The sequence below is a fragment of the Streptosporangium sp. NPDC002721 genome (genome assembly GCF_042888905.1).
Classification (GTDB): Bacteria; Actinomycetota; Actinomycetes; order Streptosporangiales; family Streptosporangiaceae; genus Streptosporangium.
This window is the reverse complement of sequence record NZ_JBIAQI010000036.1, coordinates 51089-68003: the sequence shown is the minus strand read 5'-3', so window position 1 is coordinate 68003 and position 16915 is coordinate 51089. Positions and strand designations below refer to the sequence as shown.

General features: G+C 69.9%; 16 protein-coding genes. 5 read left to right on the top strand and 11 right to left on the bottom strand.

The window, feature by feature from the left end:
* Window positions 1-103 precede the first annotated feature (103 nt).
* Together ACFYWM_RS38575 and ACFYWM_RS38570 are read right to left on the bottom strand one after the other, a co-directional pair.
* Window positions 104-784, bottom strand: coding sequence for a type 1 glutamine amidotransferase (locus tag ACFYWM_RS38575; protein ID WP_389924812.1), 681 nt, complete (start codon window positions 782-784; stop codon window positions 104-106).
* 82 nt (window positions 785-866) lie between these two features.
* On the bottom strand, window positions 867-1412 hold the full coding sequence (locus ACFYWM_RS38570) for a carboxymuconolactone decarboxylase family protein (protein WP_389924809.1): 546 nt from the start codon (window positions 1410-1412) through the stop codon (window positions 867-869).
* Between the two features lie 261 nt (window positions 1413-1673).
* Between ACFYWM_RS38570 and ACFYWM_RS38565 the strand changes: the two genes are divergently transcribed.
* On the top strand, window positions 1674-2324 hold the full coding sequence (locus ACFYWM_RS38565; RefSeq protein WP_389924806.1) for a MarR family winged helix-turn-helix transcriptional regulator: 651 nt from the start codon (window positions 1674-1676) through the stop codon (window positions 2322-2324).
* 219 nt (window positions 2325-2543) lie between these two features.
* On the opposite strand, the gene ACFYWM_RS38560 is transcribed toward ACFYWM_RS38565, so the two are convergent.
* Window positions 2544-2918 carry a ClpX C4-type zinc finger protein gene (locus tag ACFYWM_RS38560; protein WP_389924804.1) on the bottom strand — a complete coding sequence of 125 codons (375 nt, stop codon included), beginning with the start codon at window positions 2916-2918 and terminating at the stop codon, window positions 2544-2546.
* A 446-nt stretch (window positions 2919-3364) separates the two neighbouring features.
* Between ACFYWM_RS38560 and ACFYWM_RS38555 the strand changes: the two genes are divergently transcribed.
* Window positions 3365-3913 carry a DUF4365 domain-containing protein gene (locus ACFYWM_RS38555; RefSeq protein ID WP_389924801.1) on the top strand — a complete coding sequence of 183 codons (549 nt, stop codon included), beginning with the start codon at window positions 3365-3367 and terminating at the stop codon, window positions 3911-3913.
* Entirely contained in the window at window positions 3898-5088 is a 1191-nt protein-coding gene (locus ACFYWM_RS38550) for a hypothetical protein (protein ID WP_389924798.1), read from the top strand. The genes ACFYWM_RS38555 and ACFYWM_RS38550 overlap by 16 nt, the downstream gene beginning before the upstream one ends.
* A gap of 29 nt (window positions 5089-5117) precedes the next feature.
* Here ACFYWM_RS38550 and ACFYWM_RS38545 read toward each other — a convergent pair whose 3' ends face one another.
* The 4 genes from ACFYWM_RS38545 to ACFYWM_RS38530 all read right to left on the bottom strand — a co-directional run bounded on the left by ACFYWM_RS38545 (window position 5118) and on the right by ACFYWM_RS38530 (window position 10850).
* On the bottom strand, window positions 5118-5990 hold the full coding sequence (locus tag ACFYWM_RS38545; protein WP_389924796.1) for an NAD(P)H-binding protein: 873 nt from the start codon (window positions 5988-5990) through the stop codon (window positions 5118-5120).
* A 317-nt stretch (window positions 5991-6307) separates the two neighbouring features.
* Window positions 6308-8233, bottom strand: coding sequence for an ABC transporter ATP-binding protein (locus tag ACFYWM_RS38540; protein WP_389924793.1), 1926 nt, complete (start codon window positions 8231-8233; stop codon window positions 6308-6310).
* A 77-nt stretch (window positions 8234-8310) separates the two neighbouring features.
* Complete coding sequence (locus tag ACFYWM_RS38535; protein ID WP_389924790.1) at window positions 8311-10044, bottom strand: ABC transporter ATP-binding protein; 1734 nt, start codon at window positions 10042-10044, stop codon at window positions 8311-8313.
* 197 nt (window positions 10045-10241) lie between these two features.
* Complete coding sequence (locus ACFYWM_RS38530) at window positions 10242-10850, bottom strand: TetR/AcrR family transcriptional regulator (protein ID WP_389924787.1); 609 nt, start codon at window positions 10848-10850, stop codon at window positions 10242-10244.
* 452 nt (window positions 10851-11302) lie between these two features.
* Here ACFYWM_RS38530 and glyA point away from each other — a divergent pair, with 452 nt between their 5' ends.
* A complete protein-coding gene (glyA, locus tag ACFYWM_RS38525) occupies window positions 11303-12640 on the top strand; it encodes a serine hydroxymethyltransferase (protein ID WP_389924784.1) in 1338 nt (445 codons plus the stop codon).
* Window positions 12641-13000: 360 nt separating this feature from the next.
* Here glyA and ACFYWM_RS38520 read toward each other — a convergent pair whose 3' ends face one another.
* Window positions 13001-13267, bottom strand: coding sequence for a hypothetical protein (locus ACFYWM_RS38520; RefSeq protein WP_389924781.1), 267 nt, complete (start codon window positions 13265-13267; stop codon window positions 13001-13003).
* Window positions 13268-13880: 613 nt separating this feature from the next.
* Between ACFYWM_RS38520 and ACFYWM_RS38515 the strand changes: the two genes are divergently transcribed.
* Window positions 13881-14234, top strand: coding sequence for a DUF3140 domain-containing protein (locus ACFYWM_RS38515; RefSeq protein WP_389924778.1), 354 nt, complete (start codon window positions 13881-13883; stop codon window positions 14232-14234).
* Window positions 14235-14324: 90 nt separating this feature from the next.
* Here the strand turns inward: ACFYWM_RS38515 and ACFYWM_RS38510 are convergent, their stop codons facing one another.
* From ACFYWM_RS38510 to ACFYWM_RS38500, 3 genes are all read right to left on the bottom strand, one after another.
* On the bottom strand, window positions 14325-15302 hold the full coding sequence (locus tag ACFYWM_RS38510; protein WP_389924775.1) for an NAD-dependent epimerase/dehydratase family protein: 978 nt from the start codon (window positions 15300-15302) through the stop codon (window positions 14325-14327).
* 161 nt (window positions 15303-15463) lie between these two features.
* Window positions 15464-15934: a MarR family winged helix-turn-helix transcriptional regulator gene (locus tag ACFYWM_RS38505; RefSeq protein ID WP_389924772.1), complete on the bottom strand. Its 471-nt coding sequence runs from the start codon at window positions 15932-15934 to the stop codon at window positions 15464-15466.
* A gap of 95 nt (window positions 15935-16029) precedes the next feature.
* Window positions 16030-16485, bottom strand: coding sequence for a hypothetical protein (locus ACFYWM_RS38500; RefSeq protein ID WP_389924769.1), 456 nt, complete (start codon window positions 16483-16485; stop codon window positions 16030-16032).
* Window positions 16486-16915: the final 430 nt, after the last annotated feature.

Here is a 16915-nt window from a genome sequence, read left to right as displayed (position 1 = left end):
AACCGGACGGGTCCCGGCACCCGTCCGCCGGTCACCTGTCATGACCGGCACCCGTCCGCCGGTCATCGCCGGTCACCTGTCATGACCGGCCCCCGTGCGGCGGTCATCGCAGGTCATCCGCGGCGGCGAGTGCGTGCTCGGCCCAGCGGTCGAGTATCCGTTCCCCCTCGGCGGACGCCGCGCGAGCGGTGGCGGGGGCCATGACGGCTCCCGCGGGCAGGTGCGGCGTGACGGCGGCGAGCGCTTCGGCGTCGAGTTCCACGTGGAACTGCAGGCCGTAGGACGCGCCGACGCGGAACGCCTGGTGCGCGTACCGATCGGAGCCGGCCAGCAGCACGCCGTCCTCGGGCAGGTCGAAGGTGTCCTGGTGCCAGTGCACGACCGGCGGTTCCGGCCCGGACGGTCCGAGGACCGGGTCCGCCAGGCCGTCCGGGGTGAGCGTGACGCTCCCGGTGCCGACCTCGATCGCCGGGCCGCGCCGTACCTCCGCTCCCAGCGACGCGGCGAGCAGCTGCGCGCCGAGGCAGACGCCGAGCACCGGCCTGCCCCGGCGTACGCACCGCGCGATGAGTTCCCGCTCGCCCGCCAGGTGCGGGTGGTCGCGGTCGTCGAGGGCGCCCATCGGCCCGCCGAGGACCACGAGCACATCGAGTCGCGACGCCTCCGGCAGGGGTTCGTGCCGGTCGACGCGTACCACCCGCACCTCGGCGCCGGCCGCGGACAGCGCCGGAGCGATCAGGGCCGGGCCCTCGAACGGGACGTGCTGGATGACTACTGCGCGCACACGGTTCTCCTCTTCGTCGTGCCGGTTCCGGAAAGCGGTACGTGCCAGGGGGCGGGCGAGTCGCCCGCCCCCTGGCACCCGGTCAGCCGGCCTTGCTCAGGGCGACCTTCGGGAAGTCGAGAGGGACCTCCAGGGCGACGTTGACGTAGTTGGTGAAGAGGTTGAGCGCGACGTGCGCCACCAGCTCCACGATCTCCTCGTCGTCGAAACCGGCCGTACGCAGCGCCTCGACGTCGGAGTCCGTCACCTGCGCGCGGTTCTCCACCAGCTTGGCCGCGAACCCGAGCGCGGCGTCGACGCGCGGGTCGTGCGAGTGACCGGCCTGGGCCTGGCGCATGTCCCCCGACGAGACACCGGCCTTCCGGCCCAGGGCGGTGTGGGCGGCCAGGCAGTACTCGCAGCTGTTGCGGTCGGCGACGAGCACGGCGATCTGCTCGCCGAGCCGTGCGCCCAGGCGCCCGCCGCCCAGAGCCCCGAAGCCGGCCCACATCATCTTCAGCGCGGCCGGCGAGTTGGCGACGGCCTTGAACATGGCCGGCGTCGTGCCGAACGCCGCGGTGATGTCGTCCAGCAGGGGCTCGGACTCGCCGGTGGCGCTCCGGGCGTCGATCAGTTTGACACGGGACATCGGAGGGTGCTCCTGTCATCATCATCGAAAGATGGGTGAGGTGCCGTGAACGCGCACTGCCTACGCGCACGCACGTCCGGACGGCCGAGACCGGAGGTCTCACGGTCGTGATCGGGGACGGTCGCCAGACAGCCGCGGCGTGCGCACGACGAACAGAGTTTGCGCAGGTAGCGGGCCCGGAGACGCTTGGCTCGATCAACCGTTAGTAGTACTATCAATGCTGGACGGTGCCACGTCAAGCCAAAGTTAGGAGTACGAAATATGACTGAGGGCTTCGACGCGATCAGCGAGCCCGTCGCGAGGCGCGTGACGAGCGGCCTCTCCAAGATCGGTACGGTGCTCCGGAGCAGGGCGTGGAAGGGGGCCGGGTCGGCGGGCGTGACACCGACCCAGGCGCAGGCACTGGAGCTGCTGCGCGGGCGGCCGACGAGTCTCGGCAGCCTCGCCGCCCGCCTGGGCGTCTCGGCCGCGACCGCGAGCAACGCGGTGGGCACGCTCGTGGAGAAGGGGCTCGTGGTGAAGGAGCCCGGCGCGAACAAGCGGTCCGTGACCCTGCGCCTCACCACGGCCGGCGAGACGGTGGCTGACCGTGCGAGCGAATGGCCCGGCTTCCTGAGCGGCGCCGTCGAGACGCTCGACTCCGGCGAGCAGACCGCCATGCTGCGGTCGCTGATCAAGCTGATCCGTACGTTGCAGCAGAACGGCGACATCCCGCCGCAACGCATCTGCGTCACCTGCCGCTTCTTCCAGCCGTACGTCCACGCGGACTCCGTGAACCCCCACCACTGCGGCTACCTGGACGAACCGTTCGGGGACCGGCACCTACGCCTGGACTGCGCCGAACAGGCCGACGCCTCCCCCGAGCAGCAACAGCTCACCTGGCAGCGCTTCACCTCCTCCTGGACGGCCTGAAAATCCTCCTGGACGACCTGAAGAGGTCGTTCCTGGACGACCTGAAGAGGTCGTGACGAGCACGGTCCGCCATGACGACCCGCGGGCCGCGGGTGGCGTTCCGCTCCCGCCGCGGGCCGGACGCCCTCCGCCGTCGGCCCGGCAGGGGGGCGTGCGGGAAGGGCGCGGGTCTCCGGGGACCGGAGACACCCGGCGCCGGGGGAGGTTCCGGGAACCTTCTCACTCCTCCCCGGAGAACCTCTCCCAGGCCGACTGTCGTGTCATCCCCAGGGCCGCGCCGATCCTGGACCACGTGACACCACGGTCGCGCAGGCGGACGACCCACACCCGCAGGTTGGCCTCGACCTGGCCGCTCACCAGCGCGACGCGGGGCAGGAGTTCGAGGATCTGCTCGTCGGTCATGCTGTCCGGCCCGTGGATCTCGGTGGCCGTCGGGGGCTTCGACGCCTCGCTGGCGAGTATGGAGTGACACAGTCCCACGCACTCGTTGCAGATGTAGACGCCGGGACCGGCGATGACCTTCTCCACCTCGGTCTCCGCCTTCGCGCAGAACGAGCAGTGGATCGCCTGGTCGGCGAGAGACGGAGCCGGCATGTGGCCCTCCCGGAGCGATGGTTGTCAGGCTGCACCTGACGCGAGTAACCGTGAACCTATGCCGTCAGGGAGCGCCTGACAAGAGGGCTCGCGAGAGAAGCGGATTCGGCGGATCTCGTACACGACTTTTGTGGCGTCCGAATGTTGAATTGCTGCCCGAAATATACGCTTATATTATTGTTTGAGCAGTTTTTTGTGTATTCGGGTTTTGTTGGAGAGGGGTTCGGGGTGGTGTTTCGGGCGCGCGGGTAACTCTGAGTATCAAGAATCTCTCCATCCTGGCGATATGGTGTCTTTCCTGGCAGGCCGGGAGAAACGCGTGGACAGGAGGTGTCGTCAAGATCGGTGGTGTTATGAAAAATATATTGATCGACGGGTAATGGCGGGCGGCTCATCTATACCCTCGCCCAGGAGGCTTCCCGGCCGGTCAAAAAGATTGGGGCAAGATGGTCTCTCCGCGAGGGCGCGAGCAGAACACGCTGCAAGGCGATTTCGGGGAGGCCTGGCTGGAGGTGGTCGCGGCGGGCTGCGGGTTTCTGCACGGACGACCCACGACCCTGGACCTGCAAAAGGCGGATGTACAGCTTTTCCGGCGCGGTGTCGAACACGGTACGTACAACCCGGCCGTTCTCATTCAGGTCAAGACCACGGTCGACCTTCGCCGGGACGGCGGAACATACAACTATGACCTGGACGTCGAGACCTATGACGTGTTGAGGCGAGATGATCATGCGATCCGGCGGATACTTGCCGTCATCGGGGTGTCGGAGGACGGTGAGAATGTGCGCCTGCACGCGGATGGAACGCTTCTGGTCGGGCGTGGGGCGTGGGTCTCGCTGGAAGGCATGCCGGCCTCCGACAATGCCAAGACTCAGGTCGTACGCCTTCCGGCCGCCCACACGCTGGATCGCCACGGGCTCCACCTGATGTTGAGAACCTACGGGATCCGCAGGTCAACTCCCGTACCGGACGTGGACGCATGGGGGACATCGTGAGCGGGCCGGACGACATTTCCCGGGAGGGCGGTACGGCGGTTCCCTCACTGGCCGTTTTCGCCGGTTATCTCAGGGGCGCCGGATGGGTCCTGGACGACGATGACGGCCGGACCACGCTGTGGCGATCCCGCTTCTCCGATGCGGAGACGAACATGCGGGTCGTCCTTCCGGTCAGCCAGGAAGTCCGTGACTACGCCAGTCGCATCGACGAGGCATTGAGGGTGCTGGCCTATGTGGAGCGACGGCTTCCGCAGGAAGTGGCCGCGGACATGAGTTTCGGTGGCGCGGACAATGTGTCCGTACGACTGACACCGGACGCTCCGGCGGGAGAGGCCCCTCTGCTCGTGGCGCATTCCGCCATATCCGCGCTGCGAAACTACGTGATCGCATCGGCCGCGGCTCTGGACGCCGATTCTCTGGTGCTTCCTCACCGTCGTCCGCAACGGGCGGAATCCTATGCCGCCCAGGCCCGCATCTCCACGCAACCGGGAAGTTTCGTTCTCTCCCTGTCCCTTCCGCTGGAAGATGCCTACACGGAAACGGCGCCGTCGCCGACGACCGGTCAAGAGCCGTTGCTGGACGTTCGTCCCCTGCCGTTCGGTCGCAGGGTGACGAGCCGGATGCTCGCCGCGGCCCAGAAGGCTCAACGCCTCGCGAAAGAGGTCGGTGACGGGGACAAGCCGCTTTCGTCTTTCGGGAAAACAGGGCAAGGTGCCGCTAATGCCACCGAACTGGAGGCATTGAGCTGTCTGGGAGGGCCGGATCGCGACGTCTATCAGATTCGTTTCTCGCAGTCACCGCTCGCCGCGGGGTCCCGCGAGCCCACACGCCTGAAAATCACACCCGGCCAGCAAAGAATCCTGGGGGAGGCCGCGGATTTCCTGCGGACGAGACAGCCGAGGGCGGGTGTCACGGTCATCGGTCTGGTGGTCCGCCTCTTCCGGGAACGAAAGTTCGGGAAGGGCGAAGTGGTCATACAGGGGGTCGACGACGACACCGGAAGTGCGAGAAGGTTCCGCGTCGAGCTGGACGAGTCCGACTACAGGCTGGCGGTACGAGCACACGAGACCGGCCTTCAGGTCACCGCCACCGGCGATCTCGACATTCGCGGGACACGCCGTTCTCTCCGTCGGCTCGTCTCTTTCTCGGTGTTGCCCGGTATCGAGGACGACTAGCCGGTCGCGTCGGGGCGGACCGGGGCGCGTCAGCGGAAGGCGTCGGCGTGGTCGGCCGCCCACTGGCGGAACGGGGTGGCCGGTCTTCCGGTGAGGTCCTCCACCGTGGAGGTGGCCGACTCGGGGTACGTCACCATCAGCGCGTACGCGCCGACCATCTCCTCCGCCGCCGCGGGTGGCCAGCCCTCGTCGAGCAGCTCGCGCAGTGCGGTCTCGGGCGGGAGCTCCTCCCAGTGGATCGGCCGGCCGACGGCCTGGGCGATGGCGGCCACCTGCTCGATCTGGGTCAGGGGTTCGGGGCCGCTCAGCACGTACTTCGCGCCGACGTGGCCGGTGCCGGTGCCGGTGCCGGTGAGTACGCTCACGCCGGCGGCGGCGATGTCCCGCTCGTGGATCAGCGCCCTGGAGGCGGCTCCGTGGATCCAGCGGACGGCCCCGGTGTCGCGGATCTGCGGGGCCCACATCAGGGTGTTGGCGGCGAACCCGCCGGGCCGCAGGAACGTCCACTCCAGCCCGGACCGCTCGATCAGCCGTTCCAGGAGGGCGTGGGAGCCGAGGATCGAGTTCGGGTCCACCTCGGGCGTGCCCGGTGCCGGGTCGGGGACGCCGCGCGCGGAGAGATAGACGATGCCGCGGGCGTGCTTGGCGATTCTCTCGATGGCCGCGGGTGCCGCGTGGTCGGCCGAGAGGGTGGGCCAGACGAGGAAGACCGACTCGACCCCGTCCAGGGCGTCGTCCAGCGTGGCGGGGTCGGCCAGGTCGCCGCGTACGACCTCGGCGCCCTCCGGGAGGGTGGCGGACGCGGGGTCGCGGGCCAGCGCGCGCACGGCGACGCCCGCGTCGAGGAGCTGGGAGACGGCCTGCCCGCCGACCTTGCCGGTCGCTCCGGTGACCAGGATCATGCGAATCTCCTTCTTCCGTGGGATGTCCTGACCAGCCTGCAACCTCACCTTTGGTTGAGGTCAAGGAGGAGTGATACCGGCCGAGCCGGGCCGGACGCGGTTGATGTTTTTCCGGGGCCGGCCAATCCGGTGGGGCGGCGGCTACGGATCTCCGGTGAGGGGAGCGTCAGGCTCCCGGCGGGCCGCCGCCGCCCGAGTGGCCTCCCGACCGGCGGCGGGTCCGACCGGGTGAACGGCCGCGCGGCTCGGGATCGGAGGGCCCCGGGCCGCGCGGTCCGGCCCCGGGACCGGTCCGGTCCCGGACCGCGCGGTGGTGCTCAGCGTGCGGCGGTGGCTTCCTCCTCGTCCGTGACGACGGCGCCGCTGAACTGCGCCGAGTACAGGCGGTGGTAGGCGCCCCGGGCGGTGAGCAGCTCGTCGTGGGTGCCGTGCTCGACGATGCGTCCCGCGTCCATAACCAGGATGAGGTCGGCGTCGCGGATGGTGGACAGGCGGTGGGCGATGACGAAGCTGGTGCGGTCCGAGCGGAGCGCGGCCATGGCGTGCTGCACCAGGACCTCGGTGCGGGTGTCGACCGAGCTGGTGGCCTCGTCCAGGATGAGCAGGGACGGGTCGGCGAGGAAGGCGCGGGCGATGGTGAGCAGCTGCTTCTCCCCGGCGCTGACGTTGCTCCCCTCCTCGTCGATCACGGTGTCGTAGCCGTCGGGCAGGGTGCGGACGAACCGGTCGACGAACGTGGCCCGCGCGGCGGCCTGGATCTGCTCCTCGGTGGCCAGGGGGTTGCCGTAGGCGATGTTCTCGCGGATCGTGCCGCCGAACAGCCAGGTGTCCTGGAGCACCATGCCGATGTGCGAGCGCAGGTCGTCGCGGCGCATCGCGGTGATGTCGACGCCGTCGAGGGTGATCCGTCCCGAGTCCAGCTCGTAGAAGCGCATCACCAGGTTGACCAGGGTGGTCTTGCCCGCGCCGGTCGGGCCGACGATCGCGACCGTGTGCCCGGGTTCGGCCACCAGGGACAGGTCCTCGATGAGAGGTTGCTCCGGGTCGTAGCTGAAGGACACGTGCTCGAACTCGACGCGGCCCCGCCTGACGGTGGGAGGCACCGGGACTGCGGGGTCCGGGGCCTGCTCCTCGGCGTCGAGCAGCTCGAAGACCCGCTCGGCCGAGGCCACCCCCGACTGCAGCAGGTTGGCCATCGAGGCGACCTGGGTGAGCGGCTGGGTGAACTGCCGCGAGTACTGGATGAACGCCTGCACGTCGCCCAGGCTCATCGACCCGGTGGCGACCCGCAGGCCGCCGACGACGGCGATGGCGACGTAGTTGAGGTTCCCGATGAACATCATCGTCGGCATGATGATCCCGGAGACGAACTGGGCGCCGAAGCTGGCCTTGAACAGCTCCTCGTTCCGCTGCCTGAAGACCTCCTCGACCTCGGGGCGGCGGCCGAACACCTTCACCAGCTCGTGACCGGTGAACGCCTCCTCGATGTGGGCGTTCAGGGTGCCGGTGTGGGCCCACTGCGCGACGAAGTGCTTCTGCGAGCGCTTCGCGATCCGCGCGGTGACGACCATCGACAGCGGGATGGTGACCAGCGCGATCAGCGCGAGCAGCGGCGAGATGACGAACATCATCGCCAGCACGCCGATCACGGTCAGCGCCGAGGTGAGCAGCTGGCTCATCGTCTGCTGCAGGCTCTGGGACACGTTGTCGATGTCGTTGGTGACCCGGCTGAGCAGCTCGCCGCGCGGCTGGCCGTCGAAGAACCGCAGGGGGAGCCGGTTCAGCTTGTTCTCGACGTCCTCGCGCAGCCGGAACACGGTGCGCTGCACCACGTCGTTGAGCACGTAACCCTGGATCCAGGCGAAGGCCGACGCCGCCACGTAGATCCCCAGGACCCACAGCAGGACCGTGCCCAGCGCGCCGAAGTCGATGCCCCGGCCCGGTACGAGGTCCAGTCCCGAGAGCAGGTTGGCGAAGTTGTCGTTGCCCGACGCGCGGGCGGCGGCGATGGCCTGCTCCCGGGTCGTGCCGGCGGGCAGCTGCTTGCCGATCACCCCGGTGAAGATGATGTCCGTCGCGTGGCCGAGGATCCTCGGTCCGATGACGTTCAGCACCACGCTGGCCACGGCGAGGGCGACGACGGCGAGGAGTTTCGGGCGGTCGGGGTTCATGCGCCGCATCAGCCGCCGCGCGGACGGCCCGAAGTTCATCGACTTCTCCGCGGGCATCCCGGCCATCGCCATGGGGCCGCGGCCTCCCATGACCGGGGGGCCCGGGGGGCCTGGGGGGCGCTGTCGCGTGGTCGTCATGGGCCGGTCGCTCATGCTGCGGTCTCCGCGGCTAGTTGGGACTCGACGATCTCCACGTACGTCGGGCAGGAATCCAGCAGCTCGTCGTGGGTTCCCAGGCCGACGATCACGCCGTCGTCCAGGACGATGATCTGGTCGGCGTCGGCGATGGTGGAGACCCGCTGGCCGACGATGATGACGGCGGCCTCGGCGGTGTGCGGGCGCAGGGCGGCCCGCAGCCGCGCGTCGGTGGCCAGGTCGAGGGCCGAGAACGAGTCGTCGAACAGGTAGATCTCCGGCTTGCTGACCAGCGCCCTGGCGATGGCGAGCCGCTGCCGCTGCCCGCCGGACACGTTCGTGCCGCCCTGCGCGATGGGCGCCTCCAGGCCCTCGGGCATCGCCTCGACGAAGTCGCGGGCCTGGGCGACCTCCAGCGCCTCCCACAGCTCCGCGTCGCTCGCGTCCGGGTTGCCGTACCGCAGGTTGCTCGCGACGGTGCCGCTGAACAGGTACGGCTTCTGCGGCACCAGGCCGATGCGCGTCCAGAGCGTCTGGGGGTCGAGGTCGCGGATGTCGACGCCGTCGACCGTCACCGTGCCGGAGGTGGCGTCGAACAGCCGGGGCACCAGGGAGATCAGCGTCGTCTTGCCGGAGCCCGTGCTGCCGATGACGGCGGTGGTCCGTCCCGCGGTCGCGCGGAAGGAGATGCCGGACAGCACAGGTGCCGCCGCGCCCGGATAGCGGAACTCGACGTCGCGCATCTCCAGCTCGGCGTGCCCGCTCACCTGCCGTACCGGATCGAGGGGTGGCGTCACCGACGACTCGGTGTCGAGCACCTCGGCGATGCGCTCGGCGCAGACCGCGGCGCGCGGGATCATCATCGAGATGAAGGTGGCCATCATCATCGACATGAGGATCTGCATCAGGTACATGAGGAACGCGGTGAGGGCGCCGACCTGCATCTCGCCGCTGTCCACCCGCGCGGCGCCGAACCAGAGCACGGCGATGCTGGAGACGTTGAGGATCAGCATCACGGTCGGGAAGATGAGCGCGGTCAGCCGTCCGACGCGCAGCGACGTGTCGGTCAGCGCCTGGTTGGCCCCGGCGAACCTGCGGGTCTCCTCGCGCTCCCGTACGAAGGCGCGCACGACGCGGATGCCGGTGAGCTGCTCGCGCAGCACCCGGTTGACCAGGTCGATGCGGTCCTGCATCGCGCGGAACTGGGGGACCATGCGGCTGATGATCAGGCCGATCGACACCAGCAGGGCGGGGACGCAGACCAGCATGAGCCAGGACAGCCCGAGGTCCTGGCGCAGCGCCATGATGATGCCGCCGACGCCCATGATCGGCGCGGCGACCAGCATCGTGCAGGTCATCACGACGAGCATCTGGACCTGCTGCACGTCGTTGGTGCCGCGGGTGATCAGCGAGGGGGCCCCGAAGTGGGAGACCTCCCTCGCGGAGAACCCGCCGACCTGGTGGAAGACGGCCGAGCGGACGTCGCGGCCGAACCCCATGGCCGCGAGGGAGCCGTAGTAGACCGCGGCGACCGAGCAGGCGATCTGCACGAGGGATACGAGCAGCATCCAGCCGCCCGCCGACAGGATGTAGCCGGTGTCGCCGGTGGCGACGCCCCGGTCGATGATGTCGGCGTTCAGACTGGGCAGGTACAGGGAGGCGATGGTGCCGACCAGTTGCAGTACCACCACGGCGGTCAGCGCCCACGAGTAGGGGCGCAGGTACGTGCGGAGCAGGCGGGTCAGCATGACGACTCTTCACGGGGGACGGCCGGGCGAGGGGCGCCATGCCGGGGATCCGGCCGTCGACCGGTCTCGTCCGTCGCCCCGGTAACCGGGATCATGGGGATTTCCTCCAGGGGTGTTGGCATCAGCCTGCGATGTGAACCTTGGTTGAGGTCAAGGAGGACACCGGGGCCGGGGGGATGGGGCGGGGGGCGTCGAGGTCAGGGGAGTCGTTCGGGGGCGCCGGGGCGCAGGCGTACGCCGTCGAGCAGCATGGAGACGATCTCCGAGGCGGCCATCGGGTCGTCCTGGACGAGCCGGGGATGGCTGCACGCGAAGGTCAGCAGGTGCAACCGGCGCGCGGCCTCGTGCGGTTCGAGCCGCAGCCGCTCGCGGGCGGGTTCGATCAGGTCGGTGAGCACCTGCCCGACGAGGGCGCTCTCCTCGACGAGGTTCCGGTGGCTGCGACTCGCCTCGACGGCTTTCAGCCCTATCGCGTCCACCAGGCGGAAGATGCGCGCGGTGCGCCGCTGCAGGATCTCGACCGCCGCGACGAGCCGGACGTCCAGGGGGGCCGTACGGTCGACGGCCTCCAGCTCGCCCAGCATCGGGGAGTAGTCGCAGGCGCTGGCCACGGCCGCGTTCACGAGCTCGTCCTTGGTGCTGAAGACCCGGAAGATCGTCCCCTCGGCCACGCCGGCGGCCTGCGCGATCTGCCGGGTGCTCACGTCGGGCCCCTCGGCGAGCACGAGCGCAAGGGTGGAGGCGACGAGCGCCGCGCGCCGCTCGTCGGGGGGGAGGGGGGTTGCCCGCTGTGAGGTCGAGGTCACGTCGGGCATCCTAGCGGAGGAGTGAGTGAGCCGCTCACTCATTTAAATCGGTCCAGGAGTACGGTCCTAAGGGTCCCGGTCCTGAGGGTCCCGGTCCTGAGGGTTCTGATTCCGAGGGGGTCCTGTGGAGTCGGTCGTGCGGGGTCGGTCGTGCGGGTCCGCGGGTTCGGTGGTGGGGTCCTGAGAGGTGTCGGTCGTGCGGTTCCGAAGGGCTGGTCGTGGGGTTCGCGGAGTCGTCGGTCCGGGGTCGGGAGGTGTGTCTGGGGTCCCTGTGGAAGAAGTGATCTTTTCTGGGGAAGTTCGAGTTCTTTTTCCGGCAAATGTAGGAAAAAGCAGCTAGAAAGCCCATCTTTCACCCGATGCGCCGGGCTTCGTCTGAGATCTAACGTCGTGTGGCAGACACCATGACGTCATCGCGACAGCCGTCTGCCTGTCGGCCAGGAGACCACCTGATGCCCCGTGCTCTCGCCCATCGCCCCTGGGTACCCGCCGTCACCGAGGATCGCGTCCAGTCCGTCCTGAAGGCCGTGACGGACCAGACCGCCTCCTCGGTACAGAACGAGATCGAAAGGCTGGTGGCCGACAACCACCGCATCCACGACATAGAGTCGGTCAACCTGAATCCGGCCACGAACATCATGAACCCGAGGGCCGAGGCCCTGCTCTCGGCCAACCTCGGGTCGCGGCCGTCGCTGGGCTACGCGGGTGAGAAGTACGAGATGGGCCTGGAGGCGATCGAGCAGATCGAGATCGTCGCCGCCGAGCTGGCCGCGGAGGTGTTCGGCGCGGGCTACGCCGAGGTGCGCGTCGGCTCCGGGGCACTCGCGAACCTCTACACGTTCATGGCCGTCTGCGAGCCCGGCGACACGATCATCGCCCCTCCGGCGAGCATCGGCGGCCACGTCACCCACCACCGGCCGGGCGCGGCCGGCCTGTACGGGCTGCGGACCGTTCCCGCGCCCGTCACGCCCGACGGCTACACGGTGGACGTCGACGCCCTGCGAGAGCTCGCCGTGCGGGTACGGCCGAAGCTGATCACCATCGGCGGCAGCCTCAACCTGTTCCACCACCCCGTGGCGCGGATCCGCGAGATCGCCGACTCGGTCGGCGCCCGCGTGCTCTTCGACGCCGCCCACCTGTGCGGGATGATCGCCGGGAAGGTCTGGCCGCAGCCGCTCGACGAGGGCGCCCACCTGATCACCATGAGCACGTACAAGAGCCTGGGCGGCCCCGCGGGCGGGCTCGTCGTGACCGACGACGCCGAGCTGGCCCAGCGGCTCGACGCGATCGCCTACCCGGGGCTGACCGCGAACTTCGACGCGGGCAAGACCGCGGCGCTCGCCATGACGATGCTCGACTGGAAGGCCGCGGGACCCGCCTACGCGCGGGCGATGGTCTCCACCGCGCGGCGGCTGGCCGACGAACTGCTCGCCCTCGGGGTCCCGGTCTTCGCCGCCGAGCGCGGGTGCACCCGCTCCCACCAGTTCGCCGTCCTGGCCCACCGCTACGGCGGCGGCCAGCGGGCCGCCCGGCGGCTGCGCGAGGCCAACCTCCTCGCCTGCGGCATCGGCCTGCCGTCGGAGGCGGTCGAGGGGGACGCGAACGGCCTGCGCGTCGGTACGCCGGAGCTCGTCAGGCTGGGGATGACCGAGGCGGACATGCCGGAGCTGGCCGCGTTCATCGCCCGGGGCCTGGACGAGAACGTCGACCCGGGCACCGTGGCGCCGGAGGTCACCGAGTGGCGGAGCCGCTTCTCCGGGGTGCGCTTCACGGTGGACAACCCCTCCTGAGAGGGGCTTGGCCGGTCATGCTCCCGGCGTGGCGGGCCCCGTCTTGAAAGGGCGGCTCCGAGATGGCGGCGCGGCTGACGGTCGGCCGCTTCGGCCCGCCCGCTTCCGGGCCGGGCCGCTTCCGGATCGGCCGCTTCGGCCCGCCCGGGGAGCGGGTACTCCGGTGACGTGCCCGGAGTCCCCGGCCCGACGGCCCGCCGGACATCGCCGAACGGGACGAGGGTGTCGAGGATCGGTTCGTACCACCGACCTGGACACCCTCGTGACCACAGCCCGCCTGGGGGGCGACGACAGGACCGGTGCGCCGATCACCCGGTCACCGGCCGTCCACGATCGTCGACACGCTTCGGAACCTCTCGTCTAGAAGGGGATGCCGGGCCAGTAGTGGTGATGACCGGGCGAGACGTGGTGATGGTGATGGCCGGGCGAGACGTGGTGATGGTGATGGCCGGGCGAGAAATCGTAGTGCTGGTGGTGGCCGCCGGGGGACGGATCACTCAGGAGTACGGACGCCGAAGCGGCCTCCTGGGGTGTCGCGTTTGCCCCGGCGGGCTGAACCGACATCGCCATGGCGACGATGAGGCCGGAAGCCACCAATGTGCCGGCGGTGAGAGCGTGCTTGAACATGTCACTCCATCTCTGATGTTTCAGCCCGGCATGCCGTCTGGGCCTGCAGGGCGCCAATCCGGTTTCCGGAAATATGTGGAATCGACGTCACACAAAACGCTAGTTCAGAGAGATCCGGACGTTCACCCTGAACAAGACAAAGCCTTGGTCCGGGATCGCCGTCCATAGAGAAAGGCCGGGGTTACGCCGGAGCGCGAATTACAGGTCCGGCCCCGGCAGCAAATTTCGCCTCAAATCACGATATTTGGGAAAATGGCAATTGAATGGCCCGGGCCGCATAAGGCCACTCTCCAGCGAGGCCGTCGTCCCCTCTCAGGGGAACCCTTTCCGGAAGGCCCGCCCGAGAGAGTGCTGTTCCGGAGGGCACAGCCCCTCGGCCGCTCGGCCGCCGGCGCCGTTCGGGTGGGCGCGTACGCCTGGAGGGCGGTCCCGTCCGGAGGAGCTCCCGGCCGGTCATGGGGTTCCTTTCCCCATCCGTGCCCCGGTCCCCGTGTTAACGGTGTGGAAGCCGGGGTAGGGCGGGCCGTGCGCCCGCCGCCGCGCGTACTCCCGCCGGTGGCCGGTTCGTGTCCGGGGCGTGGCCAGTACCGGCCCGGCATGAGAGGAGAGCACGATGGCCGACGAATCGGATCTGATCCTCGACCTGGTGTGGCAGGAGTTCCACGAGGTCGTGAACATGACGTCGGAGGAGCTGAGAGCCTTCCTGCTGGCTTCGGCCTCGGCGAACGGGGGTGACGCGGCGAGCCCCGAGGCGGCCATGCCGCCGCTCGGGCGCCAGGTGCTCCAGGTTCTCGGCAAGCGGAAGGCCGACCTGACCGCCGACGACGTCGAGACGATGCGGCAGGCCGTCGACCGTGTCGAGGACACGCTGGCCGAGGGAGCGGTCGACGAGGACGACGACGACCGGCGGCGGGCACTGCTGGAGGTCGGGCACAACCCGCTCCGGCCGTCACGGCTGGGGGGCTGACCCCGGGACGCGACCGGGAGCCGGTGGCCGCCGGCCGGAGGAGCGGTGGCCGTTACGGAGAGGCGGAGGGGCGGTGGCCGCAGGCCCGTCCTAGGCGTCGCGTGCGGACCAGCGGGACAGCAGTTCGGCCTCCCTGGCCGGAGTGATGGCCGCGCCCGTCGAGAAGGACGACTCCGCCTCGCGGACCTCGCGGATCGACTGACCCAGGGGCCGCGGGTCGAGTCCCGCGGCGCGGGCGGCGGCGGGGTCGGCGGTGTTGGCCGACATCCACGGATCGCCCTCGGACCACAGGGGCAGCGACCGGCCGGTCTCGCCCTCGGCGAGCAGGAAGTCCTGGCCGACCCAGGTCAGGGTGGTTCCGGGCGGTCCGACCTCGGCCGCGATCGCCTCCAGCATGTCGCCGAAGGAGAACGGCGGGGCGGGGCTGACCGTGTGGAAGGTGCCCGGACGTGTCTCCTCGACCATGGAGACGATCCAGGCGGCCAGGTCACGGGCGTCGATGACCTGGATGGGGTCGCCGGGGTCGCCGGGCGCGAGGACCTCGCCGCCCCGCGCGATCCGGTTGACCCAGTAGGTGAAGCGGCCGGTGTGGTCGTGCGGGCCGATGACGTACGTGGGCCGCACGATCAGCGTCGGGAACCCGAACGCCTCGGCCGCGGCCCGCTCGCACAGCACCTTCAGCGCCCCGTACGTCTCGCCCGTCACCTCCCCGGGGACCGGCCCGTCGAGCTCCGCCAGCGGTGAGTCCTCGGTGAAGCCCCGCTTCTCGGGTGTCCGGTAGACCGCGGTGCTGGAGATGAAGGCGTACTGGCCGGTGGAGAGCGCGCCGGAGAGCGAGGTCACCTGTGACGGGAAGTAGGCGCTGACGTCGATCGTCGCGTCCCACTGCCGGTCGTGCAGGACGGACAGGTCGGCGTCGCGGTCGGCCGTCAGGTGCTCGGCCTCGGGGAACAGTCCGGGGCCGGACCGGCCGCGGTGCAGCAGGGAGACCTCGTGCCCGGCCGCGAGCGCGGCCCCGGTGATGTGCCGGCCGACGAACCGGGTGCCGCCGACGATCAGGATTCGCATACCCGCCATTTTTACCAACCGGGCACGGCATCCGCGTCGCGGTGCGCACTCTTCGGTCCCATCCGCGTCGCGGTGCGCACTCTGCACTCCCATTCGCGTCGCGGCGCGGCTTCTAGGTCCCGTGCCGCCGCGTCGTTCGAGCGGGCGGTTCTCGTGAGCGGTCAGTGGCCGCCGAACCAGCCGGGGACGTCGAGGCGGAAGACCCCCTGGGGGGTCACGGCGCGCAGGTCGGACTCCAGGGCGCGCAGGCGGTCCTCGCCGAGGGTCCTCGCCCAGCCCGCGCGCAGGTCCTCGAAGATGCGCGCCGACCGGACGAGGCTGTCGACGCCCCGCTCGGTGAGCCGCACGATCTTGCGGCGGGCGTCGCCGGGGTCGGAGCCGCGCTCGACGTAGCCCAGCTGTTCCAGGGTGTCGACCGTCTTGCCCGCCGCCTGCTTGGAGACGCCCAGCCGCCGTCCGAGTTCCACGGCCGTGGTGCCCTCGGGGCCGATCGCCTGCAGGACGAAGCCGTGCATCGGCCGCATGTCGGGGTGCCCCTGGCGGGCGAGTTCCGCGTGGAGCTCGTCGATGAGCACCCGGAAGCCGAGGAAGAGCCGGAGCGGGAGCTCGAAGCCCGGAGGGTCGGCCGTCACGATCGCCTCCCGGCTCGCCGTTTCGACAATGGTGTTGTCGAGCTTAGGGACTGCCGCCGTACGTTGTCATCCGAGAAGCGAAGGGAACAGGGCTCTCACCGCGAGCGCCCGTCGGGGCGGCGCTGGTCCTGGAGCCACTTGTCGGTCTGGCGGGTCGCGTTGGGCGCGCTGGGGGTGCCGGGCGAGCGGCGGGTGGCGCGGGTCTCGGTCACGGTGAAGTCGGCTACCACGTGCCGGTTGTGCAGCAGGAAGCCGACGACGCCCGCGATCGCCTGCACGCTGTCGCCCGCGCGGGCACGGCCGGTGAGGAGGTAGACCAGCGGCGTGGACGGCTGGTCGAGGGCGAAATGGCGGCCGTGGTGGTGCGCGTCCTGGAGCGTCCTGATCGGGATCGGCCGCGAGGTGGTGAACCACGCGGCGACCTCCCAGAAGGGATTCGACGTGTCGGGGTCGCTGGACTCCTCGTAGCAGGTCGTGCAACCCCGGCGAGCGTCCTGCCCGTGGGGGCACGCCCAGGCGGCGAGGTCGTGCGGCATGCTGCGCTCGGACATGAGCTGACCGTACCTTCCCGTACCGGGAGACCGGCGCTTCCCCCGCTCCCGCGCGCCGGGCGCCGTGTTCTCCCTGTGCTCTCCGTGTGCCTTCCCTGCGCTTTCCCCGTGCTCTCCTCATGGTTTCAGTACGTTTCCACCCGGTGTCCCGGTTGGCGCGCGGTGCCGGTGCCCTCCCTGCCCTCATACGCCGGACGCAGTGCTCCCACCGGTGCTCCCACCGGTGTTCCGGCCGGTTCGTGGTGGGGGCCGTCACCCCTTTCCTGCTGCCGGAAGTGGCCAGTGGACCTCGATGGAGTCGCGGATTCCCGTGGGATACCTTCCTTCCTGTTCTGCGCACACTGGGGTGCGCATCCGATGGTTTCTGTGGATTCATCGTGAGCGCGCCGCGCCCCCTCGCCCCGGCGCCGCGCTGTCCCGGCGTACCCGT